The following is a 26,193-nucleotide window of genomic DNA, read 5'->3' on the forward strand; positions in this document are numbered from 1 at the left end:
AGCCACTACCGTGGTTCCGCGATCTGGTCCGGGGATCCGGTGGCGATCTGGTCCCAGATGAGGCGCATGACCCGCCGTTGAGCGGGGTTCATCTGCTCGACGGCGACGGCATGGAGCACCTCCACGTTCGCCTTTCCCGTACGGCTGTCGTCCAGGTCCGGGAGGGCTTCCTGATGGGCATCCAGGAAACCCTTCAGGGCGGTGGCCGCCCGGTCGGCCAGCAGGAGAATCTCCTCCTCCGCCGCCTCGGCGGGCAGGTCCAGGATCGCCCGGTTGAGGCCGGCAAGCTCCTCCGGTACGCCTTGCAGGAAGGTGACCAGCCCGGTCGTCTCCTCCCGGGGGATCAGGTGGGTCAGGACGATCGCGAGATTTCGTGACGCGGAATCGTCTCCCAGGGCCTCCATGGTGACCAGCGCTTCGGGGGACAGATCGGGTGCCACCCCGAGGCGGATCAGTTCCTCCACCTCGGCGCGGATGCGGTGCAGCTCGGCGATCCTGGTGTCGAGTTCCGCGCGCAGTCCGTGCAGGGACTGCTGGCCGTGCTCCTCGGAGTCGAGCATCCGCCCCACCCGCTCCAGGGGGAAGCCGAGCCGGGCCAGGCGGCTGATCCGCAGCGCAAGAATCAGATGACCGGCGTCGTACTGCTTGTAGCCGTTCGTGCGGCGTTCCGGTTCGGGCAGCAGCCCGATGTCATGCCAGTGGCGGATCGACCGCAGGGTGACTCCGGCCAGGTCCGCGAGTTGCCGGGTGCTCCATGCCACGATCAGCCCGCTGCTTCCGCTGCCGGCGCCAGCCCGTCCAGCGACCGGAAGGCCGGGGCACTCAGCGCGACGATGACGGTCAACACCATGACGACCGCGATCCCGATGCCGGCCACCTCCAGCCCACGATCCGAGGCGATCGCGGCGATGGGGGCCGAGGTCAGGGCGGGGGCGGCGAGCATGAGGGCATTCTGGGCGCCAAGCACCCGTCCGCGCATCCGGTCCGGGGTCGCCTCGATGGTCGCCACCCCCAGCACCGCCGACATGGGGCCGCTGGTCAACCCGATGAACACGGCCGCAGCGAGCACCAGCCACGGTGCCGCCAGCAGACCGATCACGGTGAACCCGACCCCGAGACCGACCATCCCGATCACGAACCAGGTACGTCGCGACACCTTGCCCACGGTCGCCGCGTACAGGCCGGCGCTGAACAGGCTGCCGACCGCGATCCCCATGATGGCGAAACCGCTGAACTCGGGCAGCCTCTCGCTGGTGAAATAGGCAGGCATGATCGTGGCCTGGAGCGCCGCGATCACCGCGATGAACACCGCCGTCAACAGGCTAGCCCCCAGCACCAGTCGATGCCCCACCAGGAACCGCCACCCAACCAAAAGATCAACGAACACGGCACGCACACCCACCCGCGCCGAACTCCCCCCGGCCCGGTTGATGTCGCCCACCTCGGGCGACATCGCAAACGACAGCACCGCCGCCGCCGCACTCATGGCGGCGGTGATGAACAGGGCGGTGGAACTCACCCCGACCAGCCACACCAGCAGTCCGCCCAGGCCGGGGCCGATCAACACCAGCGCACCGGACAACGACTCGCGTACGCCGACCAGCCGGTCCAGCGCCCCCGGCCTACCTCCGTCGAGTTCGACGAGCCGGGGCAGCAGGGTCTCCCGCGCCGTCATCCCCGGCATGTCACCGAACGCCCCGACCACACCCAGCACGATGAACCAGGTCAGGTCCAACCCCCACAGCGCGTCCACGACCGGCACCGCCGCGACCGACCCCGCCGACAGCACATCGCTGATGATCGACACGGTACGCCGGTTGACCAGATCAACCAGCACCCCCGCCAGCGCCCCGACGACCGCCGCGACAGCGGTCGTCACCGAGGCGAGAATCCCGACCGCGAGGATGTCGCCGGTCGTGGCGAGCACCAGCAGCGGAAACAGGACCGAGGCGACCCCGTTCCCGAGCAGAGACAGACTGTACGATCCCAGATACGCCCACGTGCTCCTACTCATGGGGCCGATCACAAACTATGCCGCCACGGCACAGTCAACCCTGAACGCCCACTCCTGCCCGGGCAGGTGGGGATTCTCGTCCGGACCGATTGTGAACGGGCCGACACCTGTCGGGGTGTAGGCAGGCGGGATGCCGGGTACCTCGCGCCCTACCCCTTACCCCTGCCCAGGAGGACCCCATGACCGTCGTACTCGCCATTGTCTGCAGCGACGGGGTGGTGATCGGCGCGGACTCCCAGATCACCGAGAGCGACCGTGGTCTGAGCTTCCCCGCCCAGAAGCTGCACCCCCTGGGCGCCTGCGCCGCCTGGGGCGGCAGCGGGGCGCGGGGGGTGCTCAACGACCTGCGCCCCCTGCTCGAGGAATCGGCCACCGCCATCCTCGAAGCACCCGACATCGGCGACGAGTTGCAGGAGCGGGTCCTGCCCGTCTTCAAGAAGCACTACAAGAACTACATCCCGGACGTGCCCGGCGAGGGCAGCGGCGGCGGTGTGTCGGCGTACCTGCTCGTGGCCGGCTACAGCCAGGGCGGGCCGTGGATCGTGGAGATCAACCCCAACGGGCTCATCGGCCGCTACGAGGACGTGGGCTTCCACGCCATCGGCTCCGGCGCCCCCATGGCCCAACAGGCCGGCGCGCTGCTGTCCCACTTCCGGATGACCACCCGCACCGTCGAGTACGGCGTGGTGGGCGTGGTACGGGTACTGGAGGCGCTGGAGCAGACCTCGCCGTCGGTCGGCAGGCCGTTCAGCGTCGCGTGCATCCGCGAGGAGGGTGCCCACCACCTCGACGAGAAGGAGATCACCAAGGCGCTGAAGGACGTCCAACGCTGGTGCGACCTCGAACAGGAAGCCCTGGACCGCCTGTTCGACTGACCTCTGTGCCGAGCCCTACGAACTGAGCTGGACGTTCACCAGGAGCAGGGGGCGATCTGCGTCGCGATGCTGTCGGATCAGCTAGCGGCCGGCCCATCGCCTCTGCTGCGCGACATCGGAGGAGGCCGTCTCCGACTGGCGGAAACGGCCTTCAAACTGGGTGGATCTGCGGGAATTTGAACCCCTTACACCAACGGTGCCCGTAGATCTACACCGATCGGACAGATCCAAGCTCTACGCTGCGGCGGGCCGCTCGTCGCCTCTCGACGTTTGCAGTCATCGTCGCCCTCGGCTGTGCCGAATCTGTGCCCGTTGATCTTGACACGATCGCCGCTCGGCCTTGAGGGCTACCAACACGGCCACCCCTGCCCTGCAACGATCAAGGCTACTGTCGGCCAGCGTCGATTCATGTCGCTGGCCTGCTCGCTGTGTCACCCCTTGTCAGCCTCGGACGGGGTCCGTCGACGGGCTTGGCTGTACGGATGACTGCACAAGAGCCTGCTCCGTACCACCTCCCGCAATCCCTGCCGTTCACTGCCGCTCGGTCGGCCAACCAGCCGCCACGCCAACAGGGCAGCAGGCGCGGTGCTTCCATGTTAATTATCTCGCTGATAATATCTCGCCCATGCTTAACGAAGACGTCGAGCGCATCCGTGAAGCCCTTGTCCCGCTCTGCGAGCCCCTGCACGACGTCTTCACTTGGGCTGATCAGCAGCGCAAGGAGGCGCTGCCGGAGTTCGACGGCCTGCCGGAGTACAGGTGGCACGCGACCACACCATCCGCGCATTCGCTCACCTCCGACTTCGACAGGTCAAGATCGACTCCTGGAGCGTCGCCGGCAACCACTCACGCAACGGTGAGCTCTGGCTCACTGACGGCGATTATCGAGCACGGCTTCTACACACGGTCCGTGACGCAGATGTCCCAGCAGCGGGAAGCAACGCTGCGAGGCAGGCCTACTACCGAAACGTGCCGCTCTTCACTCTGGCTCAGCAGCGACTCACGGGGCCGCCGGACGATCGCCTGCTGTTCGTCTGGCGGATCGATCTGAAAACCGGCGTTCCGGCCTTCCGGGTGGTAAGGCCCATCGGGAACTGGAAGTGGGGCGACCACGCCCAGACTGACATTGACTTCATCTTGCCCGAGACGGCAGAGGATCTCGCTGCACTAGAGTTTGAACCCTCGGACGAGGGCATGGAGTTGGACATCCCGAACGAGGACCAACTGGAAGGCGGGATCGAAGATGCTGGCGGCAGCGCCGGGTGAGCGAATTAAGACCCTGCGTGACATCCTGGGGTTGACGCAGAGTCAGCTAGCCAAGGTGTCTGGCGTCAGTCAACCCTGGATATCAGATGTCGAGACGTCGAACAAAGAGGCAACGCAGGACAAGTTGCAAAAAATCGCGGACGCAACCGGTACACCGGTGAGTTTCTTTGCAGCCCGTCCCGCATCACTCCCTCTTGATACCCTTCGTTTCCGAAAGACATCTGCTGCCAGGAAGACCACCACTCGCCGAGTGCACGCTGTCTACAGTGAGAGTTACCGCGTAACCGAGGATTTAATTGAAGCCGAGGGCTATCCGACGCCTTCTCTACCCTTCGCTTCTGGCGATTCAGACCTTGCCAACACTGAGATCGAGCAGCTCGCAAACGAGACACGGGAAGCACTTCAACTAGCCCCCGGTAAGCCCATCCCGCACCTTACGCGGGCTCTTGAACGAGCCGGCATCGCAGTAGCCCCTATGGTTCTTTCAGACCATGACGGAGAAGAACAAGTTGCGGTCGGTCACTTTGGCGTCTCCTACTGGGGCGGCCTCGGCGCTACTGCGTTGATTGGATATTTCCCAGGACGACAAGGGGATAGAGACCGTTTTACCCTGGCTCACGAACTCGGGCATCTGGTCCTGCATACATTTCGGCCAAGAATCGCTCACAATCAAGCCGAACAGGAAGCGAACTTTTTCGCGACTGCTCTGCTGATGCCACTTGAGCGTGCTCAGGAAAGCATCTCAGACAGACTCTCACTGACCGACTATGCCCGACTCAAGGCAACCTGGGGTGTTTCCATCCAAGCTTTGATTATGCGCGGGCATACAGTTGGCGCGGTAGGAGATACTCGCAAGAATTCCTTGTTCGTCCAGTTGTCAGCGAAGGGGTGGCGCAAGCGCGAACCCGTCTCGGTGGGGCACGAATCACCGAAGCTACTTTGGACATTACTGTCCCGTCGTTATGGACCTCGTCCTTACCTACAGGGTGCAGACAAGCTTGCGATTCATCCAACTCTTTTGCGTTCGATCGCGCCGACTCCCCAATTGGCTCTTGCTGCCCATAGTCAAGTCGACTCGACTCAGACCGACGGGGTGCAGGTAGTCGATTTTGGTACGGGGCGTAGGACGGTACGGCGGAGAGCCTAGCGGTCCGCCGATCAACATCCTTTGCCGTCCCGTCTTCCGCAGACCCACACACCGTGGAGCGGGCCAGGCTCGGCGGCGAAGGGATGGCATCCCCTCAACCGCTACCACCCACGGCCGCAACCGTTCGGCAACTCCATCCTGGAGTCGTCTGGCCCCCGCCGGAGGCACAAGCCCTAGCCCAACCCCTCACAACACTTCGCCCCTCTTCCCCACTCTCACCTCTTCCCCACCTCGGACCCGTAAGCGGTCGGCGTGACTTCTGTTCGGCAACTCGACTGGCCCGGCCGTCGACTGGTCCGCGGTTCCCGTCGTGAGGCTGAATGCGTGACGCGAAGGTAGGACGTTGTCGTCCTGGTCCCGGTCGATCTCCGGGACTCGTCACCGGTTCCCTTCACGGAACCACGGGTGACGCGCGGGGCGGGCGTGGGTTTCGGGCCGGCTGACTTACCGCCCCGCCGCCGAAGGCGGGCGGGGCGGCGGCTCCGTCAGGAGCCGGCTACCGCGCCCGGCCCGCGCCGCGCGGAGCGCGCTTGATCTAGTACAGGCCAATTCGGCAACAGATCACAGAAAGCTCCTGTCCCGTCACGGGACATGCTTGACAGTGGCGTCCCACCAGATGCTTGACATGATCAATGTGCGGCTTCTTCATCACGTGATGGTTGCGGTCATCGCGGGCTGGGGAGGCCGGGATTGGCACTGGTGGAGTTGTCGATCGTGGAGCAGCGGTATCGGGCGGTGTTGGCCGTGCAAGCCGGAGAACCCGTGGTGGAGGTGGCAGCCCGGACCGGGGTGTCCCGGCAGACCATCCACTCCTGGCTGGCCCGCTATGCCGAGGTAGGGCTCGCCGGGTTGGAGGACGGGTCTCGCCGGCCTCGCGGATGTGCTCATCAGGCGTCGGCGGAGGTGGAGGCGTTGGTGTGTGAGCTGCGCCGGCATCACCCGCGGTGGGGCTCTCGGCGGATCGCGTTCGAGCTGGGCCGGCACGGGTGCCCGGATCCGGTGCCGTCGCGGATGACGGTGTATCGGATCCTGGTCCGTCGCGGCCTGATCGAACCGGCCAAGCGCCGCCGGGGGCGTAAGGACTATGTGCGCTGGCAGCGGGCTCGGCCGATGGAGTTGTGGCAGATGGACATCGTCGGCGGGATCATGCTCGCCGACGGCACCGAGGCGAAGGTCGTCACCGGGGTGGATGACCATTCCCGGTTCTGCGTCATCGCCCAGGTCGTCAGGCGGGCCACCGGCCGGGCCGTCTGCCTGGCCTTCGCCGACGGGTTGCAGCGGTTCGGGGTGCCCGAGGAAGTCCTGACTGACAACGGCAAGCAGTTCACCGACCGGTTCGGCAAGGGCGGTGAGGTGATGTTCGACCGGATCTGCCGGGAGAACGGCATCATCCATCGGCTCACCCAGCCTGCCTCCCCGACCACCACCGGCAAGGTGGAACGGTTCCACCAGACCCTGCGCCGGGAACTCCTCGACGAGGTGCCGGTCTGGCCCGACCTGGAAACCGTCCAAGCCGCGGTCGACGTCTTCCGGCACGAATACAACACCGACCGGCCGCACCAGTCCCTGGACATGGCCTTCCCCGCCGACCGGTTCACCCCCGCCCTCACCGCGGAGCAGGTGGTGCCGGTGAAGCTGCCTGCCCGGCTCACTCAGCCCGTCGACCAGGCCCTCGTCTCGCCGCCGGCACCGGTGCCGCTGCGGGTGGTGCCGGAGGCGGTGGAGTTCGACCGGGTCGTGCCGCCGTCGGGGAACCTGCAAGTCGCGGGCAAACAGTTCTGGCTCGGCCCCGTCCGCTCCGGCGTGACGGTCACCTTCTGGGCCGACACCGACGTCATCCACCTGCTCATCGCCGGTTCCCGGATCAAGACGATCCGCTCTCACCTATCGGTGGCGGACCTGGCCATGCTGCTGCGCCAGGGCGGCCGACCCGCCGGCCCGTCCCCGCTCCCACTAGACACCGCCGGACGTCCGGGCGTCGTGGAGGTCGACCGGACAGTCAACCGGGACGGGAAGGTCTCACTGGGCCAGCACGTCGTCCTGGCCGCCGAGATCCTCGCCGGCCGCCGCGTCGGCGTCCGCATCGACCCCACCACCCTGGCGTTCTTCGACCTCGAAACCCGACAGCTGCTGCGCACCCGACCCAACCCGCTCACCCCGCAGCAGATCATCGGCTTGCGGGGCGCCCGACCCGCCGGGCCGCCCCCGCAGCCATCCACTGAACCGGTCCGGGTCCGGCGCCGAGCCTCCAACAGCGGCGTGGTCATGGTCGCCTGGCAGAAAGTCGCTCTCGGCCGCGTCCACGCCGGCAAGACCGTCACCATCACCGTCTCGGACACCGAGCTGGCGATCGAGTGCGACGACGGCCTTCGCACCATCCGCCGCACCAACGACCACCCGGTCACCCGGATCAAAGCCCACCGGCCCCGCAAGGTCGCCCTCGATGGCTAAACCAACCGCCCGGCCCAGCGGTGCTCCGGCATCAACCGCGAGGTCGTACTACCTCCCCGCCCTGCGGGTCATAGATCGTCAGCCCGTATCGCGCTGCGAGATCCACGACCAGCTCGAGGGTGGGAGTACTGCGCTGCCCGAAGCTCATGCTCATGCTGACGTGATCAATACCTACCTCGAGCGGCATCGACATCCACGGCGAGTCATCGGGGTATGGCGGGAAGTCGGGGTAGCGGGCACGCAGACTCTCGTAAAAGCCGATGATGCGTTCGTCCACCTCACCCTCAGGGTGCTGGCCGCTGCTACAACGCTTCACCATGGCGCGCACCGCGTCATCGCTCGCCGCCGGATCGATGGCCAGCACGTCAAGGTCGAAACTCACCGGCACATGCTGCCGCACTCGCACTCAACAGTCGAGCAACACCTGAACCCGGTTCCCCGCAAGGAACCCCCACGAGACCTAGGCCAAAGCGACAAGCATCTGCTGAGACGGATCCGTAAAGCATGTGGTGGGACTAGACAAGCGGGCGCTACGTCACGCAAACATGCGGATCACCTTGGAGACGTACGTGCACTGGTGGCCAACGAAACAGCGCCGTCGAAGCGTCGTGGGCACTGCTCTCCGAGAGGCTGCCAGCAGGCGACAGAGTGACGCCCTGGGCGTCCAAGATCAGAGCTGATTTGTGCCGGATCTGTGCCGAATGATCAATGGCCAGCGTTTCCGCTGGCCATTGATGTTACTGGTGGAGCTGAGGGGATTTGAACCCCTGACCCCCTCGATGCGAACGAGGTGCGCTACCGGTCTGCGCCACAGCCCCTCCGCCGGCTAACCGGCATCGGTCCCACCTGGCTTTCACCAGGCGGGCCGGCGACAAGGCTAACAGGTCTGCCGCCCTCCCCGCGAACCGGCCCGGGTGAGGGCGCGCGGTTTCGGCGATATGGCGGGGTCCGGGACGGTCGGATACCGCCACATCGGCGAAACTGAGTCGATCATGGAAGAAGGGCGGATCAGGCGGAGTGGGAGCCTCGGCCGGCTTCGTAGGGGCGTCCGCGTAGGCCGCCTACGCGGCGGTAGGAGACCGAGCCGCCGCTGGCGGCCGGGGGCAGGTCGGCGGGGCGGTCCAGGCCCATGGCGGCGCGTCGGACGGCTTCCCGCTGGGCGGCCAGGCGACGTTGGGCCTCGCGCCGGGCGGCGGCGCGGCGGGCCTGCTCGCGGCGGACCTCGGCCTGGCGGGCGGCGAGCCAGGCGGCCTCGCGGGCGCGGGCCCGGCGGCGGCGCTGGTCTGCCAGGGCCCGGGCGCGCAGGTGCACGACGTACACCAGGAGCAGGGTGGCGGTGACCGCGAAGCTGATCCAGAACCCGGGGCCGACCACCACGACCCCGACCAGTTCGACGGCGTTGAGCAGGAGCAGCGCGGCGAGCACGCGGCGGCGGCGGTAGACGGCCGGGGTGTGCGGGCGACGCCGGTCCCCTCGACGGCGGGCCCGACCTGCGCCGGACGGGACGGACCGCAGCCGACCAGACCGCCCGGACCGGCGGGACGGCGACCCCTCAGGCTCGGCGGAGCGGCGCCGAGTCGCAGGGGGGCCGGAGACCGGAGCGGCGAGTTCCCCGGAGGCGGAATTCTCACTCAGGGTGACGACTAGAGCGCGCGGCGCATTGACCGGGCGGCGACCCGGGACAGTACGGCGTCGTCGGCGGCGCTGAAGCACCCGCGCCGTCGACTGCGCCCGCTCCGCCACCAGCCGCTCGGCGGCGTCGTACCGGCGAACCAGCGCCGGAGCGAGGGCGAGCAGCCCGGCGGCGGCGAGGACGGCGAGGAGCACCGAGGTCGGCACCCTCAACCCCTCCCGTCACCAGATTCGAAGCAGCCACCCACCGGCCGCAGAATCTTCCACCGAACGGCGTCGGCGACGTGAGACATGCGGAGCCGGCAGCGCCTGCCGCAGCTTGCAGTTACTTGAGGTTACGGGTCGACGTCGCTGGAACCACCGCGCCGCGCCGAAACTGCACGTGGGACGCCTCACGGCGCGATCATGGAGTACGGGCGCGTATCCGGTGCCAACGGGCCAGCAGCCCGCCCTCGGCGGCCACTTCCTCACTGGTCATCGCGTATCCGATGTGGTCACGCCAGGCGCCGTCGATGTGCATGTAGCGCGGGTGGTACGCCTCCTCGCGGAAGCCCAGCTTCTCCACCACCCGGCGGGACGGCCCGTTCTCCGGGCGGATGTTGACCTCCACCCGGTGCAGCTCACCTGCGCCGAAGGCGTGGTCGACGACCAGGGCCAGGGCAGTGGGGATGACTCCTCGGCCGGCCACCCGACGGTCCACCCAGTATCCGATGTAGCCGGAGCAGAAGGCTCGGCGCACGATGTTGCCCACGTTGATGTGCCCGACCAGATGCTCCTGGCCCTCGGTGTCAAGGCAGACCGCGAAGGGCATACTCTCGCCGGCCCGGGCGGATCGCCGCTGGTCCCGGTAGACCCAACGGAAGGTGGCCGGGGAGTTGAGCTGGTCCCAGTCGCCGCCCAGGGAGGACTCCCAGGGGGCCAGCCAGTCCCGGTTGGCGCAGCGCACCTCCGACCAGGCCATCGCGTCGGAGCGTCGGTACGGTCGCAGGGTCACCGGGCCGTCGGTGAGCACCGCCGGCCAGCCGGGTGCCTGTCGCAACCGCACCAGTCCTCCCACTTCCCAGCGTCAGCGTCGGCGGTCGAGCAGCAGCACGTCCACCGTGGAGCCGGCGGCGGCGGCGGTCACCCGCTCGCCGAGTACGAGAAGTCCATTCGCCTCCGCCAGGCCGGAAAGGGTGAACGGGCCGCCATTGAGCGGTTGGACAGTGTATCCCCCGCCCCGCCGCTCGGCGACGTGCGCGGGCCGGAACTCCCGCAGCCCGGCCGGCGAGGAGACCGTCTCCAGCAGGTGCGCCCGGACGCTGGGCCGGAACACCGGCTCGGCGCCGGCCAGCAGGTTGATCGCCGGGCGGGCCAGCACCTCGAAGCCGATCATCGCCGCACCCGGGTCGCCGGGCAGGCAGACCACCGGCACCTCCTCGGCTCCGACCGTGCCGAACCCGAGCGCGGTGCCGGGGTAGAGCGCCACATCGGTGAAGGTGACCGGCCCGGCCCGGTGGCCCTCCCGACGGGAGAGGATCCGGCGGACCATGTCCCCCGGCCCGGTGCCGGTGCCGCCGGTGGTGATGATCAGGTCGGCCCGCAGGGTCTGATCCTCCAGCAGGCCGCGTAGTCCTTCCGGGTCGTCGTCGCAGATCCCCACCCGGTACGCCAGGGCTCCCGCTTCCGCCGCGGCGGCGGTCAGCGCGTGCGAGTTGGCGTCCACCACCTGGCCCGGCTGGCTGCCCCGGCCCACGTCGACGAGTTCGTCCCCGGTGGCCACGATCACCACCCGGGGACTGGGGCGGACCACGACATGCCCGATGCCGGTGGCGGCCAGCACCGCCACCAGGGCCGGTGAGACGTAGGTGCCGGAGCGGGCGAGGACGGCACCCGCGGCCACCTCCTCGCCGGTACGGCGTACCCCGTACCCCCGTTTGGGGACGCGGAAGATCTCCACCGCGGCCATGCCCTGGTCGGTCCATTCCACCGGCACCACCACGTCGGCGGCGATCGGCAGGGGCGCACCGGCGGCTACCGAGAAGCACGAGCCCGGGGTCAGCCGCACCGGACGCCAACTGGCCGCACCGAGGTCACCGACCACATTGAGTCGTACGGTGCGACCGCCGGCACCGCCGGACTGGGCCGGGACGTAACCCACGCCCCGGGCCCCGCCGGCGATGTCCTCCCAGCGCGCGGCGTACCCGTCGACGGCCGCCTGATCGAAGGCCGGGAACGAGTGCGGTGCGATGACGTCCTCGGCGAGGACGTTACCGTGCGCCTGGGTGAGGTCGAGGTCGAGTGGAGGCAGCGCGCGTAACCTGCGCAGCACACTGCCCAGGTAGTCGGCGAGCGGCGTCAACCCGTTTTCGGCCGCCTCGGCGTCGGCCGTCGCGGTCATGTATCCCGACCGCCCGACGCGTCGTTGTTGACGAACTCGGTCAGCCACTTACGGAACTCGCTGCCCAGATCCTCGCGCTCGGCGGCGATCTGCACCACGGTCTGCAGGTACCCCAGCGGCATCCCGGTGTCGTAGCGGGTGCCCCGGTAGACGATCGCGTGCACCGGGGTGCCCTCGGCCCGCAGCAGTTCCATCGCGTCGGTCAGTTGGATCTCGCCACCGCTGCCCGGCTGAGTACGACGGATGGCCTCGAAGATCTTGCCGGGCAGCACGTAGCGGCCCAGCACGGCCAGGTTGCTCGGGGCCTCCTCCGGGGCAGGCTTCTCGACCATTCCGGTGACCTTGACTACCTCGCCGATGTCGGTCAGTTCGGCCTCCGCCGGCTCGACCGAGGCGATGCCGTACCGCTTGGTCTCGGAGGGGTCGATCTCGAAGAAGGCCAGCACCACCCCGCCGGTACGGGCCTGAAGTTCCAGCATGGCCGGCAGCAGGGGTTCGGAGAGGTTGACGAACTCGTCACCGAGCATCACCGCGAAGGGTTCGTCGCCGACATGCGACTCGGCGTACCCGACGGCGTGGCCCAGCCCCAACTGCTCGGGCTGGCGGCAGGTGTAGATGGCGGCCAGTTCCTCGGTGCGTTTGACGGCGGCCAGCAGGTCAGGTTTCTCCGCGAGCCGTTCCTCCAGATCGGGCCGACGGTCGAAGTGGTCGACCATGGATGTCTTGCCCCGGCCGGTGATCAGCAGAATGTCGCCGATGCCGGCGTGCGCGGCCTCCTCGACGATGTACTGCAACACCGGGCGGTCCACGACCGGCAACAGTTCCTTGGGCACCGCCTTGGTGGCCGGCAGGAACCGGGTAGCCAGGCCCGCGGCCGGGATCACGGCCTTGACGGCACGGGAGCGGCCGGTGGCGGCGGCCGCTGAGGGGTTCGCTGAGTGCTCCGACATGTCGCGAGACTATCGGCCACAGCGGCAACTCGGCGGGTGAGGACCACAAAGACGCGCCGCCCGCCCGACCGGTTCTGCCGATGCCGGGCCCCGAGGGCTCAGCCGGGCTCGCCGGGTTCGGCCGAGGTGCCGGTGGCGCCGCCGGGACCAGCCCGGGGCAGCCCGTCGGCCGGGCTGCGGGCGGCGGCGGTCACCTGCATCTCCCGGGTGGGGGGCACCGCCGGGGCGCGGCGGACCCCGGCATCGCCGTCACCCAGGTCGGCGATCCGACTCGGGTGCCGCGCCACCCGCCAGGTGTCCCGACCGGCCGCCTTGGCGGCGTACAGCGCCTCGTCCGCGGCCTCCAGCACCCGCAGGCCGCTCTCGGCGTGATCGGGGTAGACCGCGATGCCGATGGAGACCGTGAACCGGATGGAGTGCCCGACCCCCGCGTGCCCCGGCACGGTGACCGGGGTGTTGCGGATGGCCGCGCCCAGCCGGTCGGCGACGATGGTGGCCCCTCGGGCGTCGGTCTCCGGCAGCAGCACCACGAACTCCTCCCCACCCTGCCGGAAGGCCAGGTCCACCTCGCGGATCTCGCCGCGTACCCGGCGGGCGAATTCGGCCAGTACGGTGTCACCGGCCGCATGGCCGTAGCTGTCATTGATCTTCTTGAACCGGTCCAGGTCGAGTACGAGGACACTGACCATCCGGCCGAACCGACTGGCCCGCTCCACCTCCCGCCGCAGCGACTCGCGCAGGTAGCGGTAGTTCCACAGGCCGGTCAACGGGTCGGTGAGCGACAGCCGCTGGGCCTCCTCGTGGACCCGTACGTTGTCCAGGGCCACCGCCACATGCCCGGCGAAGGTACGCAGGGTGGCCAGGTCGTCGTCGTCGAACTCCTCCCCGCCCAGCCGGTCGTAGAGGGCCAGCACCCCCAGCGGCCGGGCGGGGACGGTCGGTGGGGTGTCCTCCCCCGGTCGACCGCTCCCCGGCTCCCTGGTCCTGCCGGCCTCCACGGCGAAGGGCACGGCGATGTAGGTGTGGCAGGGCGGCTCCTCGGCAGAGGTGGCCTCCGCCCGTCCCCGGCAGGGCTGGCCGGTGGCCGCTACCGTCCGGACCACGCTGTCGGCCAGCGGCACCCGGGGTGCCGTGGGGCCGCTCCGGCGCCCGTCGAGCCCCTCGGTGCACTGGGCGACGAGCCCACCCCCCGGCTCGGTGAGCAGGACCGCCCCGGCCCGGGCCCCGGTCGCCGCGAGTGCACTGTGCAGGATCACCCGCAGGATGCGTTGCAGGTCGTGGGTGCTGGCCAGGGTGTCGCCGAGCACGGCCAGGTGGCCGCGCAACTGGTCCCGGCTGCTGGCCAGCGCCGCCAGGTAGCCGCCGGTCTCCCGGGTCATCCGGTTGAACGCCTCGGCCAGCCGGCCGATCTCGTCGCCGCTGCGCACCGGCACCCGGGCGGTCAGATCACCGGCGGTGACCCGGTCCACCGCCCCGGCCAGTTCCACCAGCGGCCGGGTGGTGACCCGGGCCAACCGCCACGCCACCGCCACCCCGAGCAGAGCCGCCAGCAGTACGACGGCGACCAGCACCGGGTACAGCCCGGCGGGTTGATCACTGGGCACGGAGAGCACCAGGGGCAGGGGTTGTCCTCGGGTGGGGCCGGCCCGGCGCAGGTACCGCCCGTCCGGGGTGCTGATGACCTGCTCCTCGTGCAGGGCGGAGGCGGCGGCCAGGACGGCTTCCCGGCCGCCCTCGGACTCGGTGGAGTGGGCCACCGTGACCCTGGGCGCGGCCTCGTCGAGCAGGGTCACCGCGACACCGGTCACCGCCGCCAGCCGGGCGACGAGCAGGGGGTCTACCGGGTGCGCGGCGGTGACCGTACCCAGTGGGTTGCCGCCGTCGTCGCGCAGCTCGACCCGGACCGCCAGGGCGGCGACCATCCCGTCGGGCCGGTCGGGGGCGGCGCAGTCCCGCCAGGGGGTCGGCGGGGCGTCCGGGGTGGCGACGACGATCCGGCCGGTGACGTCGGTCACCTGCACGGCTGCGGCGAGTCCCCGACCGACCACCTGGGTGGCCGCGCCCGGTCGGTCGACGGTCAGGGCGACCGCGTCCGCGGCGGCCCGCAACTGCTGGCAGAGGGCGTCGATCGAGGTGCGTACGGCGGTGGCGGCCACGGCCAGCCGTTCGGTGGCGCGGCTACGGTCGACCGCGGTGACGGTCGAGGCGACGAAGACGGCACCGAACAGGATCGGGCCGAACGCCACGGCCAGGAAGGCTGCTGTCAACCGCCCGCGTAGCGTCAATACTTCCCCCCGGAAGTTGCGCGACCGTCGCCTGCGATGCTGACACAGAGCAACCACCAGAAGTGCTTTGCGTGAGGAGTGTTGCGTGCCGGAATTTGCGGAAGACGCGGAAGTGACGCATGACGCGAAGCGAAGAGTGCGCAGGGAGTTGCTGGCCCGCCGCCGGGCCCTCACCGCAGCCGAGCGCGACTCCGCTGCGGCCGGCGTCCAAGGCGAACTGACGGCCCTGGTACGCCGACTCAGGCCGGACCGGGTAGCGGCGTACGTGCCGGTCGCCAGCGAACCCGGCGGAGCGCAACTGCCGGAGGTGCTGGCCGACGCGCTGCCGACCGGGGCGCAGTTGCTGCTGCCGGTGCTGCGCAGGGACCTGGACCTGGACTGGGCCACCTGGGCCGGGCCGCAGGCGCTCGTCGCCCCCGGCCGGGGCATCCGGGAACCGAACACCCCACGGCTGGGGCTGACCGCGATCTCCACCGCCGACCTGGTCGTCGTACCCGCCCTGGCGGTGGACCGTCGGGGGATACGCCTGGGTCGAGGCGGCGGTTCCTACGACCGGGCCCTGGCCAGGGTGTCCGCGACCGCGCTGACGGTGGCCCCGCTGCACGACGGGGAACTGCTAGACACCCTCCCGGCCGAAGAACACGACCGGCCGGTACGGGCCGTCGTCACCCCCAGCGGGGGCCTGCTCCGGCTCGACACCCCCTCAGGTGTCGTGCCCCACACTTGCGCTGGACGAACCGGGGGCCGATGACGCACCATTGGCACTCGAATGCTTCGAGTGCCAACCGGCCGTGTCAGATCCGGAGGAGAACGTGCCCACCTACCAGTACGCCTGCACCGCGTGCGGTCACCAGCTCGAGGCGGTGCAGTCTTTCTCGGACGAGCCGTTGACCGAGTGCCCCGCGTGTGAGGGGCGGCTGCGGAAGATGTTCAACTCCGTCGGCATCGTCTTCAAGGGCTCCGGCTTCTACCGCACCGACTCCCGCTCCTCCGGCTCGGAGAGCACCTCCAGCAGCAGCACCAGCAAGTCCGCCACCGGGTCCGACTCGTCCTCGTCCAGCACGAGCACCCCGGCGAGTTCCTCGTCGTCCGGTTCGACCAGCGGGTCGTCGAGCAGCTCCTCCGGTGGGGGCACGGGCAAGGCAGCAGCCGCCAGCACCACCTGAGCCGGTCCGGTCGGATCAGTCCCAGTGCGGCGGGCGTTCGGCCAGCAACCGGTCGTCGTTGTCACCGGTCCGCTCGCCCCAACCCTGGTCGGTGTCGTCGAGGGTCTGCTCGGGCAGCACCGTGAAGTCGTCGCCCAGGTCGACCACCCGATCGTCGTCGCCCCGGCTGCGGGGTTCCAGCGTGCTCACGAGGCGCAAGGTTAGCCGCTCGACAGGCACCACCGGCAACCCGACGCCGCCGGTGGGCCCGACCTCATAGCCGGGGACGGCGGATCAACTGGGCGCGGCGGAGTCGACCTCGTGACGTGGCCGACCTCATGGCCGAGGGCGGCGGACCGACCGGGGGCGGCGGGGCCGACCATCGGCCGGCCGGACCGCCGTACGGCCCGGTGGTTGGTAGCGTCGGACGGCGTGACGACCTCCCGACCCGGCCCGACCTCCGACGAGCCGTGGCGCCGGCCCGACACCGGCGACGAGGCCACCTCCGGCGATCCGACCCAGCACCGCCCGGCTGGCGGGCCGGAGCGCTATGCCGGCCCTCCCCCTACGGTCGCTCCGCCGGCCGGCTGGCGACCCCCGGTACACCTTCAGGCCAACCCGCCCCGGCAACTGCCGCCGCAGGACATGATCAGCCTGGACGCGCAGGAACAGCAGGCGCAGCGGGTCACCTGGGGGGTGGGTACGGTCGCCGGGGTGATCCTCGTCGCGCTGGTCTGCCTGCTCTGCACCCGGGCGCTGTTCTGAGGCCGACTACTCGAAGGTGTTGCCCCAGACCATCTCGGCGCCGGAGTGACCGGTGAGCCAGACGTAGATCAGGGCGGCCACCCCTAGTCCCAGTACCAGCACCGACAACACCGGGGCGGTCCAGCCGGGCAGCTCCGGCAGCCGGGCGTACCGGCCGGTCGCCACCAGCAGCAGCACCACCGTCACCGCCAGGGCCAGGGTGAGCCAGAACAGCACGTCGCCGTAGTCGGCATGTTCTCTGATCTTGTCCAGGATCTCGCCGGAGAAGCCGCGAGCGATCTGCCGCTGCTCCAACGCCTCCCCGGACTGCACGCTGACCCACGCGGTGATCGGGGCGACCACCGCCAGAGCCAGCACCGCCCAGTCCAGGCGGGCCCGGAAACGGGGCAGTGCGACGTACGCGAGGGCCAGCAGCACCAGCAACGGTACGAAGACCACGACGGCGTGCACCACCAGCACGTGCAGGGGCAGACCCAGCGCCTTCTCGAACATCGGCACCTCCGGCTAAATGATCGTGGCGGTCAGCGTACGACGCGTCGGGCAACTCGCCCATCGTCCTGCTGGTTCACACGCCGCAGGAGTCTGCGGGGTTCAGGGTCCATCGACTGATCCACTCCTGGTGGCATCGAGCGCCTGGTTGTCGCACCGGGCGTAGCGTGTTGTCATTGACCCATGCCAACCGGTGAGGAGCTGCTCCGGTCGAAGGGCCTGCGGGTCACCCGGCCCCGCCTCGCCGTGCTCGACGTGCTGGCCAGCGGCGGCCACCTGGAGGTCGAGGAGATCACCCGCCGGGTACGGGACCGCCTGGACTCGGTCTCCACCCAGGCGATCTACGACGTGCTGGGGGCCCTCTCCCGCGCCGGCCTGTCCCGCCGGATCGAACCGGCCGGCAGCCCGGCCCGGTACGAGGCCCGGGTGGGCGACAACCATCACCACATGGTGTGCCGGGGCTGCGGCGAGATCGTCGACATCGACTGTGCGGTCGGCGAGGCCCCCTGCCTAGACTCCGGCACCTCCCACGGCTTCCAGGTCGACGAGGCCGAGGTCACCTTCTGGGGGCTCTGCCCCGCCTGCCAGGGCCTCCGTCACACCGACCGCTGACCCGGCCGCCCCGGCCTGGGCATGGGGCCGTGGCAGGCTTGGGTGATGGAATCTGCCGACACCGGGCTGTTCGGCCCCGGATCCGTCTCGTGGAAGTTGCACGCCGAGCCGATTCTGTTCGTAGCCGGTCTGCGCTCGCTCTACCTCCAGGCCCTGCACCCCAGGGCGATGGCCGGGGTGGCGCAGAACAGCAACTACCGCCGGGACGCCTGGGGTCGCCTGATCCGCACCGCCAACTACGTCGGGACCACCCTCTACGGCACCACCGCGGAGGCGGAGGAGGCCGGCCTACGGCTGCGGCGGCGGCACGCCCGGATGACCGCGGTCGACCCGGACACCGGGGAGCGGTTCCGGATCGACGAGCCGGACCTGCTGCGCTGGGTGCATGTCACCGAGGTGGAATCGTTCCTGGACACCGGCCGCCGGGCCGGTGTGCCCCTGGACGACGCCGAGGTGGACGCCTACTACACCGAGCAGCGCCGGGTGGCCGCCCTGGTGGGGCTCGATCCGCAGACCGTACCCGGCACCGCCGCCGAGGTGGCCGAGTACTACCGGCAGGTCCGTCCGGAACTGCGGATGACCAAGGAGGCCGCGGAGACCGCGCTGTTCCTGACCGCCCCACCGTTGCCGTGGAAACTCAGCCTGCCGGCCCGGATCGGGCTGAACCTGGGCCCGCCGAGGTGGGCCTACCTGGGGGTCGCCGCCACCGCGTTCGCCCTGCTGCCCGCCTGGGCCCGACGGCTCTACGGCGGGCTGGGCCTGCCGACCACCGCCCTCTCGGCCGACGTTTCCGTACGCGCGCTGCGGCTGGCTCTCACCGCCCTCCCCCGGGACTGGCGGGAAGGCCCGATGCGACGCGCCGCCGAGGAGCGGGCCGCCCGCCTGGCCGGCGCCCCCACCGGCTGACCGTCAAGAGCGTGGGGGGTCAGTCCTGCTCGGCGAGCGGCAGGGCGGGACGGTCGACGGCGGCCCAGGGCTCCTTGCCGGGCAGGTCGGCCCCGGCCGGGCAGGTGCGGCGGAAGTCGCACCAGGAGCAGCGCGGGCCCGGGGTGGTGGGGAAGGCCTCGTCCGGGTCGCCGCCCTCGGTGACCGACCGCTCGGCGGCCATGATGTCCCGGGCGGTCTCCTCGGCCCGGGTCACCTGCCGGGCCAGTGACTCGACGGTGTGTTCGTGGGCCGCGACCGTGCCGCTGGGCAGATGGTGCAGCTCGACCCGCCGGCAGGGGCGGCGGAAGACCCGCTCGGCGGCGTACGCGTAGAGGGCCAGCGCCTGCGAGCCCCGGGCGTCGTCGGCATCCAGCCCGGCCCGGCCGGTCTTGTAGTCGACGATCACCAGCTCCGGGCCCTCGGCTCCGGCCCGGCCGTCGATCCGGTCGGCGCGGCCGTTGAAGGCCAGCACCCCGGTCTTGACTGCCACCACCCGCTCCACCCCGACCGGCTCGTCGGTTGGATCCAGCCCGTCGACGTACGCCTCCAGCCAGCTAAGGGCCCGTCGGTAGACCTCGCGTTCCTGCTCCTCGTCGCGGTATCCGTCCCGCACCCAGGTGCCTTTGAGCAGGGTGGGCAGCACCTCGGGGCGACGCCGGTCGACCGGCAGGGCGTACCAGTTCTTCAGGGCGGTGTGCACGCTGGCGCCGAGGGAGTTGTGCGCCCACGGCGGGCCCTTGGGCGGGGCCGGCCGGTCGACGTAGGAGTAGCGGTAACGGCGGGGGCAGTCGGCGTACGCGCCGAGCCTGCTGGGGGTGCAGACGAACAGCCGCTCCGGCATGCCGTCGAAGCCGAGTTGCTCCGGCTGGGGGTCACGCGGCCGGGGCGGGCGCCCACCGGCGGCGGGTCGTCCGGTCGGGGAGGTTCGTCGCACGTCTTCGATCCTGCCATCCACCCCCGACACTGCGCGCGACCGGTCATCGGGTGGCGGTGAAGTCGGTCACGAAGGCGAAGATCGCATCCGCGATGAGCTGGACGGCGATCGCGGCCAGCAGCAGGCCGGCGATGCGGGTGAGCACCTCGATGCCGCCGGGTCGCAGAATCTTGACGATGCCGCCGGAGAAGCGCAGCACGATCCAGACGGTCAGCATCACCGCGACGATCGCGGCCGCGATGGCCAGGTAGTCCGCCGTAGCGTCGGCCTGCTGGACGAAGAGCATCGTCGCCACGATCGCACCGGGGCCGGCCAACAGCGGCGTCCCCAACGGCACCAGAGCGATGTTCGAGGTGGCCTGCTTGGTCGGATCGTCGGCCTTGCCGGTCAACAGCTCCAGGGCGACCAGCATCAGCAGCAGTCCGCCGGCCGCCTGCAACGCCGGAAGATCGACATGCAGGTACGCGAGCAGGGTCTGCCCCGCGACCGCGAAGACCACGATCACCCCGAGTGCCAGGGCGACCGCCTGCCAGGCGGCCCGGTTACGTTCGCGGGCCGCCAGCGGGCCGGTCAGGGCGAGGAAGATCGGCATCATGCCCGGCGGGTCGACGATGACCAGCAGGGTCACGAAGACCTCGCCGAAGAGCTTGAGATCCACTTGATCACCGTAGCGGTGCCCACCTCCCGCAGGTCAGCCCGATACGACCTCGATCACACCTGAGGAGGCGGCCACGAGCTGTTCGTACACTTCCGGGGCGGTGGTGAAGGCCCCCAGCCGGACCGTCTTGTGGGTGCCGTGGAAGTCCGATGATCCGGTCACCAGCAGTCCCAGGTCGGCGGCGAGGCCCCGGACATGCTCCCGCTCGGCCGGCGAGTGGTCTTCGTGGTCGGCTTCCAGGCCGACCAGGCCGGCCGCCGCCAGCTCGGCGATCAGCTCGTCCGGCACGATCCGGCCGCGCCGGGTGGCCCGGGGGTGGGCGAAGACCGGCACGCCTCCGGCCGCCCGGACCAGTTCCACCGCCCGGAAGACGTCGATGTCCTCCTTGGGCAGCCGGTAGCGCTGCCCCAGCCAGTCCGGGCCGAAGGCCTCGCTGGTGGTGGCGACCAGGCCGGCCCGGATCAGCGCCTGCGCGATGTGCGGTCGGCCGACCGTTCCGCCGCCCGCCCCGGCCAGGATCTCCGGCCAGCTGACGTCGATGCCGTCGGATCTGAGCAACGCCACGATGCGCTCCCCCCGCTCCACCCGGGCGGCCCGCACCCGGGCCAGTTCGGCGACCAGCTCGGGGGCCTGCGGGTCGAACAGGTACGCCAGCAGGTGCAGCGGCAACGACGGGGTGACGCCACCCCAGCGGCAGGACAGCTCCGCGCCTCGGACCAGGCGCAGCCCGGTCGGCAGGGCCCGCACCGCCGGTTCCCATCCGGCCGTGGTGTCGTGGTCGGTGAGGGCCAACACGTCGAGCCCGGCCTCGGCGGCGGCGCGGACCAGTTGGGGTGGGGTGAGGGTGCCGTCGCTGACGGTGGAGTGGGTGTGCAGATCGATCCGGGGGATCATCGCCCGAGGCTACCGGTCTCCCCCGGAGCCGCTGACGACCACGGGTGGCTGATCGGCGGGGACGGCGGTGAGCTCGACACGGCTCGGGGAACCACCGGTGATCGCCCGGTCGATGTCCACCCGGGTCAGGCCACCGACGGACTCGGCGTGGTAGTAGGCGGTTCCCGGCGAACTCCACGCCACCGCACCGCTGATCGCCGGACCGGCGACGACCGGCCCGGCGGCCTTGTCCAGCGCGGTCAGGTCGACCAGCAGGGCCTTGTCGCCGTCCTTGGAACGCCCGTTCGCCAACAGCCAACGCCCGTCCGGCGACACCGAGCCCAGACCGTCTCCGCCCAGGCGGGGGCCACACCCCGGGCGGGCTGGGGCCAGGTCGCGGGCCGGATCCAGCAGGGTCAGGCAGGTCGCCTTTGAGGCCCCGGTGACGACCTCACCGACCACCCGACCGTCCGGCAACGCACCGAAGACGCGGTGAGTCGACTGGTCGGTGCCCGGATGGAAGGCCCCGGAATGCAGGCGCCACAGGGTGTGCCCGGGACGGTCCGGCGCCAGTCGGACCAGCACGGCGTCGCCGACGAAGCGGATCGGCCTCGCCTCGGCCGGCACCTTGGCGCGGGAGATGGAGGTCAGCGCACCGTTGATTACCCGCGCGCTGGCCAGCACCTCGCCCTGCTTCCAGGCGATGTGGTGGCCCTGGGCATCCAGGACGATCTCGTCGGCGCCGGCGAGCAGCACCTGCACGGTGCCGGCGGGTGACACCTCCCACAGGAAACGACCGGCCGTCACCGGCGCGCTGACGGCCAGCCAGCCACGGCCGTCGGAGAGGCGGTGGGCCCGCTCGATCCGGCCGGCGCCGACGACGGTCACCCGGTCACCCTGGGCGGTGGCGATGGTCTGGCCCAGTACGAGATCGACCCCGGCGAGCGGGGTGCCGGTGTCCGGGAGGGATGGCGCGACGGTCGGCGTCCAGGTCACGCGGCTCGGGTGGTCCCCCTCACCGATCGCTATGGTGCTGCCGTTGCGGGGCGGCTCCTGGCCGAACTGAAACGCCCCGGCAGTGACCGCGATGATCGCCGTGGCGGCCAGGCTCATCCCGGTCACGGCGCGACGACGTCGAATCCGGTTCGCCCGCCGGATCACCACGTCCGCCGGATCCCGGATCAGCCTGTGCGGCGTCCCGGCCTGCCGGGACAACACCTCCCGGACGGCCCGTTCGAGTCCGTCCTGCTCCACCTTCACTTGACGACTCGGAGTCCCGCTCGGGTTGTCGTGACCTTTGGAAACGGCGTTCACCGTCGGTCTCCCACCAGGGTCCCGTCGGGCTGGGCCGGGGCGGTCGACGACTGCGCGGGGCTGCTCTCCCCGGTCGGCTGCGCTGCGACGGACTCATCGGGCCGCTCCTGGCCCGCGGCGACCGCCGAGCCGGGCTGACCGGCTGGGGTCGGGACACCGGTCCGGCCCTCCCCGGCCGGGGCGGCCTCAGCCGGGGTCGGCTGTCCGGTACGGGCGGCGGCGCGAGGCCGGCCACCCCGCCGGGTCGGCGGCGGGTCGGTGCCAGCCGCCTCGGGCAGCACGAAGCTCGCGTCCGCACCGATCCTGCGGCGCAGGGTGGCCAGGGCCCGCGAGGTCTGGCTCTTGACCGTGCCGGTCGAGATGTTGAGCAGGGCTGCCGCCTGAGCCTCGGACAGATCCTCGTAGAAGCGCAGCACCAGCACGGCACGCTGCCGGGCGGGCAGGGCCCGCAGATGCCGCCAGAGGGCGTCCCGGTTCAGTTGCTGCTCGATCTCGTCGGCGGCGGGCCGTTCGGGGAGCACCTCGGTGGGGCGCTCCCCGTGCCAGCGGCGCCGCCACCAGCTCGTCGAGGTGTTGATCATCACCCGCCGGGTGTACGGCTCGATGGCCTCGATGCCACCGAGGCGTTTCCAGGCCAGGTAGGTCTTGGTCAGGGCGGTCTGTAGCAGGTCCTCGGCGGTGCCCCAGTCCCCGGTCAGCAGGTAGGCGGTCCGCAGCAGGGCGCTGGAGCGGGCCGTGACGAAGTCACGAAACTCTTCCTCCAACGGATCACTGCGGGCCACTCGCCACCTCCGTACCGGGCTCTGCGGGCAGCCTGCCACGGCTGGGCAAGCAGGTCGAGGTCGGCACCGGGGTGCGGCTTCGGCCTGCGATCAGCAGACCTCAGGCGCCGTCGTCGGCCTTGGCCTCGTCCTGTTCCTTGCCCAACCGCGCCTCGACCGCCTGCGGCTCGTACATCTCCTCGACCACACGCAGATAGAGCTCGTTGGGGTTGGGCAGGTTCTTGACCTCGCGCAGCGCCTGCTCCTGACCGGCCGACTCCAGGACGAAGGTGCCGTAGTTGAGGGCGCGACCCGCCGGCGACTGTTCGTACTTCATGTCGGTGACCCGGGTCAGCGGCATCATGGCCACCTTGCGGGTGATGATGCCGTTGACCACCATGACCCGTTTGTTGGTCAGGATGAACCTGTCGTACCACCAGTCGGCGACCTTCCAGGCCACCCACCCCATCACCGCGAACCAGAGCAGTACGGCGATCGTGGTGAGGGCCCCGACGTCCTGCCCGGCGAGGAAGCCGGAGAGGTAGCCGAGCACGAAGGTCGCGGCGACCCCGACGATGATCGGCGTGGCCAGGTGGACCCAGTGCCGCTTCCACTCGCCCCGGTAGCGCTCGGTGGGGAACAGGTAGCGGGCGACCAGGGAACTGGGCTCGTCCTCCAGGGGCAGCACCCGGCGTGGGGTCATGCCACTGGCGTCGGCGCGCAGCCCGGCCAGCTCGTCTTCGGAGATCTGTGGGGGCTGGTAGCCCGCCTCGGGGTCGCGTACCCAGGCCCGTCCCGACCGATCGTCGTCGACGTAATCGGGCCCGGGACCGTAACCGGCATCATCGGAGAAGACCGGGCTGTCCGAGGGGTACGGGTCCGGGCGTGAGCCGGGGCCGCGCCCCGGACCGTCGTCGGGATCGATCCGGGGAATCGGCTCGGTGTCCTGCTCCCGACGGGCCCGATCGGGATCGTCAGGGTCGAAGGGCGGGCCGGAGGGGCTTCCCATCGGTGGCTAAGCGACCAGGCTGGTGAAGAAGTCGCCGAACCCCTGGGCGATGTCCATGATGCCGCCACCTAGCGACTTGAACACATCTGCCGCAGAATTTGGCCGGTAGGCGACAAAGAAGATCAAGAATGCGATTCCGGCCCAGGTGAGGACCTTCTTGACCATGGCGGGCCATCCTCTCGCGCGGCGCCGGGTCCCATTACCGCAGCGGCACCCAGAGTATCAGCGTGGTGTCTTACCGTGAATATCTGCGTCCGTTCTCCGACATTCCGGGGGGCTTGTCAAGCCTTCCCGTGCAGGTAGGGGGACGGTGCGCCGTACACGAGCTCGGATGGCGTCCATTCGACCAGGTCGTGTAGGACCACGTCCTCGGCGAGCAGATGCCCCGCGCTCGCCGGCCAGGCTATCGCATACAGCCACAATCCCCGAGCTTCGCCGGCGTACGCGCTTCGATCCGTTAGCGAATTGATGAGCCAAAGTGGAGTGGGATGGCCCGCCACCCTGATCCCGGCCCGTCCGACATGCCCGGGATGCCCAGGGCCTGGCTCGGTCAAGGCCTCGGCGAGTTCCGGGCCGGCGTCCGGACCGGGCACCCCGGCGTACCGGGCACCCAGCCCCACCCCCGGCTCCTCGGCCACGAAGACCAGGTCGGCCGGCCCGCCACCGAGGGGTTCCGGCCCGGCGCAGGCGACCGCGGTGGCCCGTACCCCCAGCCGGTCGTCACCGGCCCACGCCACCCCGGTGGTGGTCCACCCGGGCGGCAACGGCCAGGGGCACCACAGCGGCACCGCGGGTTGCGCGGTGGCCTGGATCCGGTCGACCACACTCGCCACGATCTCGGCACCGATGTGTTCGGGTACGTGCAGCGGAGCGACCGGGCCGCAGTCGGGGCAGCGCGACTCCGCGTGCATCAGGTCCGGCGGCCGTACCGGCCCGCCGCATCTCGGACAACTCACCGCAACAGCCACACCTCCACCGTCGCCCGCCCGACGCCGGCCGTCAAGCGGAGCGGCGGCATTGCGGCGCGCCGCCGCGCCCCCGATCAGTCCGGAGGTGGGCCGGCGTAGGCCCGGATCCAGGCGTGCATGGCTATCCCACTGGCCACCCCGGCGTTGATGGAGCGGGTCGAGCCGTACTGGGCGATGGAGAAGAGTTGGTCGCAGGCGGCTCGGGCCGCCTCCGACAAGCCCGGACCCTCCTGACCGAACAGCAGCACACACCGCCGGGGCAGGGTGGTGCTCTCCAGCGGACGGGAGCCGGGCAGGTTGTCGATCCCGACCAGCGGCAGGTCGTGTCCCTGCGCCCAGGCGACGAACTCGTCGATCGTCTCGTGATGGCGTACGTGCTGGTAGCGATCGGTCACCATCGCCCCCCGACGGTTCCACCGGCGGCGACCCACGATGTGCACCTCGGCGGCCAGGAAGGCGTTGGCGTTGCGCACCACAGTGCCGATGTTCATGTCGTGCTGCCAGTTCTCGATGGCCACGTGGAAGTCGTGTCGTCGCCGGTCCAGATCGGCGACCACGGCCTCGCGCCGCCAGTAGCGGTAGCGGTCGACCACGTTGCGCCGGTCCCCCTCGGCGAGCAACTGCGGGTCGTACCGAGGGTCCTCCGGCGGATCCCCACGCCAGGGGCCCACTCCGACCTCGAACTGCTCATCGGTCACGGTCAGGCAGGGTACGCGCCGAACCGGTGGGCACCGACGG

Annotated in this window: 27 protein-coding genes, 1 tRNA gene and 1 pseudogene; 8 read left to right on the forward strand and 21 right to left on the reverse strand. The window is 70.3% G+C overall.

All coding sequences use genetic code 11. The features are described from left to right. Positions 1-5 precede the first annotated feature (5 nt). Together ACGFIK_RS20785 and ACGFIK_RS20790 are read right to left on the reverse strand one after the other, a co-directional pair. Complete coding sequence (locus ACGFIK_RS20785) at positions 6-761, reverse strand: MerR family DNA-binding transcriptional regulator (RefSeq protein WP_393340713.1); 756 nt, start codon at positions 759-761, stop codon at positions 6-8. Positions 762-763: 2 nt separating this feature from the next. Continuing rightward, positions 764-2,014, reverse strand: a complete 1,251-nt coding sequence (locus ACGFIK_RS20790) for an MFS transporter (RefSeq protein WP_393340716.1) — start codon at positions 2,012-2,014, stop codon at positions 764-766. Between the two features lie 179 nt (positions 2,015-2,193). Here ACGFIK_RS20790 and ACGFIK_RS20795 point away from each other — a divergent pair, with 179 nt between their 5' ends. From ACGFIK_RS20795 to ACGFIK_RS20810, 4 genes are all read left to right on the forward strand, one after another. Next, on the forward strand, positions 2,194-2,889 hold the full coding sequence (locus ACGFIK_RS20795; protein ID WP_393340719.1) for a proteasome protein: 696 nt from the start codon (positions 2,194-2,196) through the stop codon (positions 2,887-2,889). Positions 2,890-3,648: 759 nt separating this feature from the next. Next, entirely contained in the window at positions 3,649-4,155 is a 507-nt protein-coding gene (locus ACGFIK_RS20800; RefSeq protein ID WP_393340722.1) for a hypothetical protein, read from the forward strand. After that, complete coding sequence (locus tag ACGFIK_RS20805; RefSeq protein WP_393340723.1) at positions 4,133-5,302, forward strand: helix-turn-helix domain-containing protein; 1,170 nt, start codon at positions 4,133-4,135, stop codon at positions 5,300-5,302. Before ACGFIK_RS20800 ends, ACGFIK_RS20805 begins: the two co-directional genes overlap by 23 nt. 705 nt (positions 5,303-6,007) lie before the next feature. After that, positions 6,008-7,753, forward strand: a complete 1,746-nt coding sequence (locus ACGFIK_RS20810; RefSeq protein ID WP_393340874.1) for an IS481 family transposase — start codon at positions 6,008-6,010, stop codon at positions 7,751-7,753. A 31-nt stretch (positions 7,754-7,784) separates the two neighbouring features. Here ACGFIK_RS20810 and ACGFIK_RS20815 read toward each other — a convergent pair whose 3' ends face one another. From ACGFIK_RS20815 to ACGFIK_RS20845, 7 genes and pseudogenes are all read right to left on the reverse strand, one after another. Further along, a complete protein-coding gene (locus ACGFIK_RS20815; RefSeq protein WP_393340725.1) occupies positions 7,785-8,135 on the reverse strand; it encodes a hypothetical protein in 351 nt (116 codons plus the stop codon). Between the two features lie 359 nt (positions 8,136-8,494). Further along, positions 8,495-8,571, reverse strand: a tRNA-Ala gene (locus ACGFIK_RS20820). A gap of 190 nt (positions 8,572-8,761) precedes the next feature. After that, entirely contained in the window at positions 8,762-9,598 is an 837-nt protein-coding gene (locus tag ACGFIK_RS20825) for a hypothetical protein (RefSeq protein WP_393340727.1), read from the reverse strand. A 190-nt stretch (positions 9,599-9,788) separates the two neighbouring features. Beyond that, on the reverse strand, positions 9,789-10,430 hold the full coding sequence (locus ACGFIK_RS20830) for a GNAT family protein (RefSeq protein ID WP_327022852.1): 642 nt from the start codon (positions 10,428-10,430) through the stop codon (positions 9,789-9,791). Between the two features lie 21 nt (positions 10,431-10,451). Further along, positions 10,452-11,765 (reverse strand): gephyrin-like molybdotransferase Glp, encoded by a 1,314-nt coding sequence (gene glp / locus ACGFIK_RS20835; protein WP_393340729.1) that lies wholly within the window; start codon positions 11,763-11,765, stop codon positions 10,452-10,454. Beyond that, on the reverse strand, positions 11,762-12,715 hold the full coding sequence (locus ACGFIK_RS20840) for a UTP--glucose-1-phosphate uridylyltransferase (protein ID WP_393340732.1): 954 nt from the start codon (positions 12,713-12,715) through the stop codon (positions 11,762-11,764). The genes glp and ACGFIK_RS20840 overlap by 4 nt, the downstream gene beginning before the upstream one ends. A 9-nt stretch (positions 12,716-12,724) precedes the next feature. Next, positions 12,725-15,000 (reverse strand): annotated as a pseudogene (locus ACGFIK_RS20845) (diguanylate cyclase). A 112-nt stretch (positions 15,001-15,112) separates the two neighbouring features. On the opposite strand from ACGFIK_RS20845, the gene ACGFIK_RS20850 reads away from it, so the two are divergent. Next, positions 15,113-15,751 (forward strand): 5-formyltetrahydrofolate cyclo-ligase, encoded by a 639-nt coding sequence (locus tag ACGFIK_RS20850; protein ID WP_393340876.1) that lies wholly within the window; start codon positions 15,113-15,115, stop codon positions 15,749-15,751. A 216-nt stretch (positions 15,752-15,967) separates the two neighbouring features. On the opposite strand, the gene ACGFIK_RS20855 is transcribed toward ACGFIK_RS20850, so the two are convergent. Together ACGFIK_RS20855 and ACGFIK_RS20860 are read right to left on the reverse strand one after the other, a co-directional pair. Continuing rightward, positions 15,968-16,159, reverse strand: a complete 192-nt coding sequence (locus tag ACGFIK_RS20855; RefSeq protein WP_327027479.1) for a hypothetical protein — start codon at positions 16,157-16,159, stop codon at positions 15,968-15,970. 22 nt (positions 16,160-16,181) lie between these two features. Beyond that, on the reverse strand, positions 16,182-16,355 hold the full coding sequence (locus tag ACGFIK_RS20860; RefSeq protein WP_327022857.1) for a hypothetical protein: 174 nt from the start codon (positions 16,353-16,355) through the stop codon (positions 16,182-16,184). Between the two features lie 222 nt (positions 16,356-16,577). Between ACGFIK_RS20860 and ACGFIK_RS20865 the strand changes: the two genes are divergently transcribed. Then, positions 16,578-16,910, forward strand: a complete 333-nt coding sequence (locus tag ACGFIK_RS20865; protein WP_327022858.1) for a hypothetical protein — start codon at positions 16,578-16,580, stop codon at positions 16,908-16,910. Between the two features lie 6 nt (positions 16,911-16,916). Here the strand turns inward: ACGFIK_RS20865 and ACGFIK_RS20870 are convergent, their stop codons facing one another. Then, entirely contained in the window at positions 16,917-17,402 is a 486-nt protein-coding gene (locus ACGFIK_RS20870; protein WP_393340735.1) for a DUF2231 domain-containing protein, read from the reverse strand. 180 nt (positions 17,403-17,582) lie between these two features. Here ACGFIK_RS20870 and ACGFIK_RS20875 point away from each other — a divergent pair, with 180 nt between their 5' ends. Next, positions 17,583-18,011 carry a Fur family transcriptional regulator gene (locus ACGFIK_RS20875; RefSeq protein WP_327022859.1) on the forward strand — a complete coding sequence of 143 codons (429 nt, stop codon included), beginning with the start codon at positions 17,583-17,585 and terminating at the stop codon, positions 18,009-18,011. Between the two features lie 45 nt (positions 18,012-18,056). After that, complete coding sequence (locus tag ACGFIK_RS20880) at positions 18,057-18,917, forward strand: oxygenase MpaB family protein (protein WP_327022860.1); 861 nt, start codon at positions 18,057-18,059, stop codon at positions 18,915-18,917. A 19-nt stretch (positions 18,918-18,936) separates the two neighbouring features. Here ACGFIK_RS20880 and ACGFIK_RS20885 read toward each other — a convergent pair whose 3' ends face one another. The 9 genes from ACGFIK_RS20885 to ACGFIK_RS20925 all read right to left on the reverse strand — a co-directional run bounded on the left by ACGFIK_RS20885 (position 18,937) and on the right by ACGFIK_RS20925 (position 26,153). Further along, a complete protein-coding gene (locus ACGFIK_RS20885; RefSeq protein ID WP_327027280.1) occupies positions 18,937-19,779 on the reverse strand; it encodes a PD-(D/E)XK nuclease family protein in 843 nt (280 codons plus the stop codon). Positions 19,780-19,915: 136 nt separating this feature from the next. Next, positions 19,916-20,530, reverse strand: coding sequence for a MarC family protein (locus tag ACGFIK_RS20890; RefSeq protein ID WP_327022861.1), 615 nt, complete (start codon positions 20,528-20,530; stop codon positions 19,916-19,918). A 33-nt stretch (positions 20,531-20,563) separates the two neighbouring features. After that, positions 20,564-21,424 carry a PHP domain-containing protein gene (locus ACGFIK_RS20895; RefSeq protein ID WP_327022862.1) on the reverse strand — a complete coding sequence of 287 codons (861 nt, stop codon included), beginning with the start codon at positions 21,422-21,424 and terminating at the stop codon, positions 20,564-20,566. Between the two features lie 9 nt (positions 21,425-21,433). Further along, a complete protein-coding gene (locus ACGFIK_RS20900) occupies positions 21,434-22,663 on the reverse strand; it encodes a hypothetical protein (protein ID WP_327022863.1) in 1,230 nt (409 codons plus the stop codon). A gap of 50 nt (positions 22,664-22,713) precedes the next feature. Then, positions 22,714-23,499 carry a SigE family RNA polymerase sigma factor gene (locus ACGFIK_RS20905; RefSeq protein WP_327022864.1) on the reverse strand — a complete coding sequence of 262 codons (786 nt, stop codon included), beginning with the start codon at positions 23,497-23,499 and terminating at the stop codon, positions 22,714-22,716. Positions 23,500-23,599: 100 nt separating this feature from the next. Further along, positions 23,600-24,487 carry a PH domain-containing protein gene (locus tag ACGFIK_RS20910; protein WP_327022865.1) on the reverse strand — a complete coding sequence of 296 codons (888 nt, stop codon included), beginning with the start codon at positions 24,485-24,487 and terminating at the stop codon, positions 23,600-23,602. 6 nt (positions 24,488-24,493) lie between these two features. Then, positions 24,494-24,652, reverse strand: coding sequence for a hypothetical protein (locus tag ACGFIK_RS20915; RefSeq protein WP_007455302.1), 159 nt, complete (start codon positions 24,650-24,652; stop codon positions 24,494-24,496). A gap of 116 nt (positions 24,653-24,768) precedes the next feature. Continuing rightward, positions 24,769-25,443: a TFIIB-type zinc ribbon-containing protein gene (locus ACGFIK_RS20920; protein ID WP_327022866.1), complete on the reverse strand. Its 675-nt coding sequence runs from the start codon at positions 25,441-25,443 to the stop codon at positions 24,769-24,771. A gap of 86 nt (positions 25,444-25,529) precedes the next feature. Further along, a complete protein-coding gene (locus ACGFIK_RS20925) occupies positions 25,530-26,153 on the reverse strand; it encodes an RNA methyltransferase (protein ID WP_327022867.1) in 624 nt (207 codons plus the stop codon). Between the last annotated feature and the right edge of the window lie 40 nt (positions 26,154-26,193).

The organism is Micromonospora sp. NPDC048871 (genome assembly GCF_043198155.1).
Taxonomy (GTDB): domain Bacteria; phylum Actinomycetota; class Actinomycetes; order Mycobacteriales; family Micromonosporaceae; genus Micromonospora.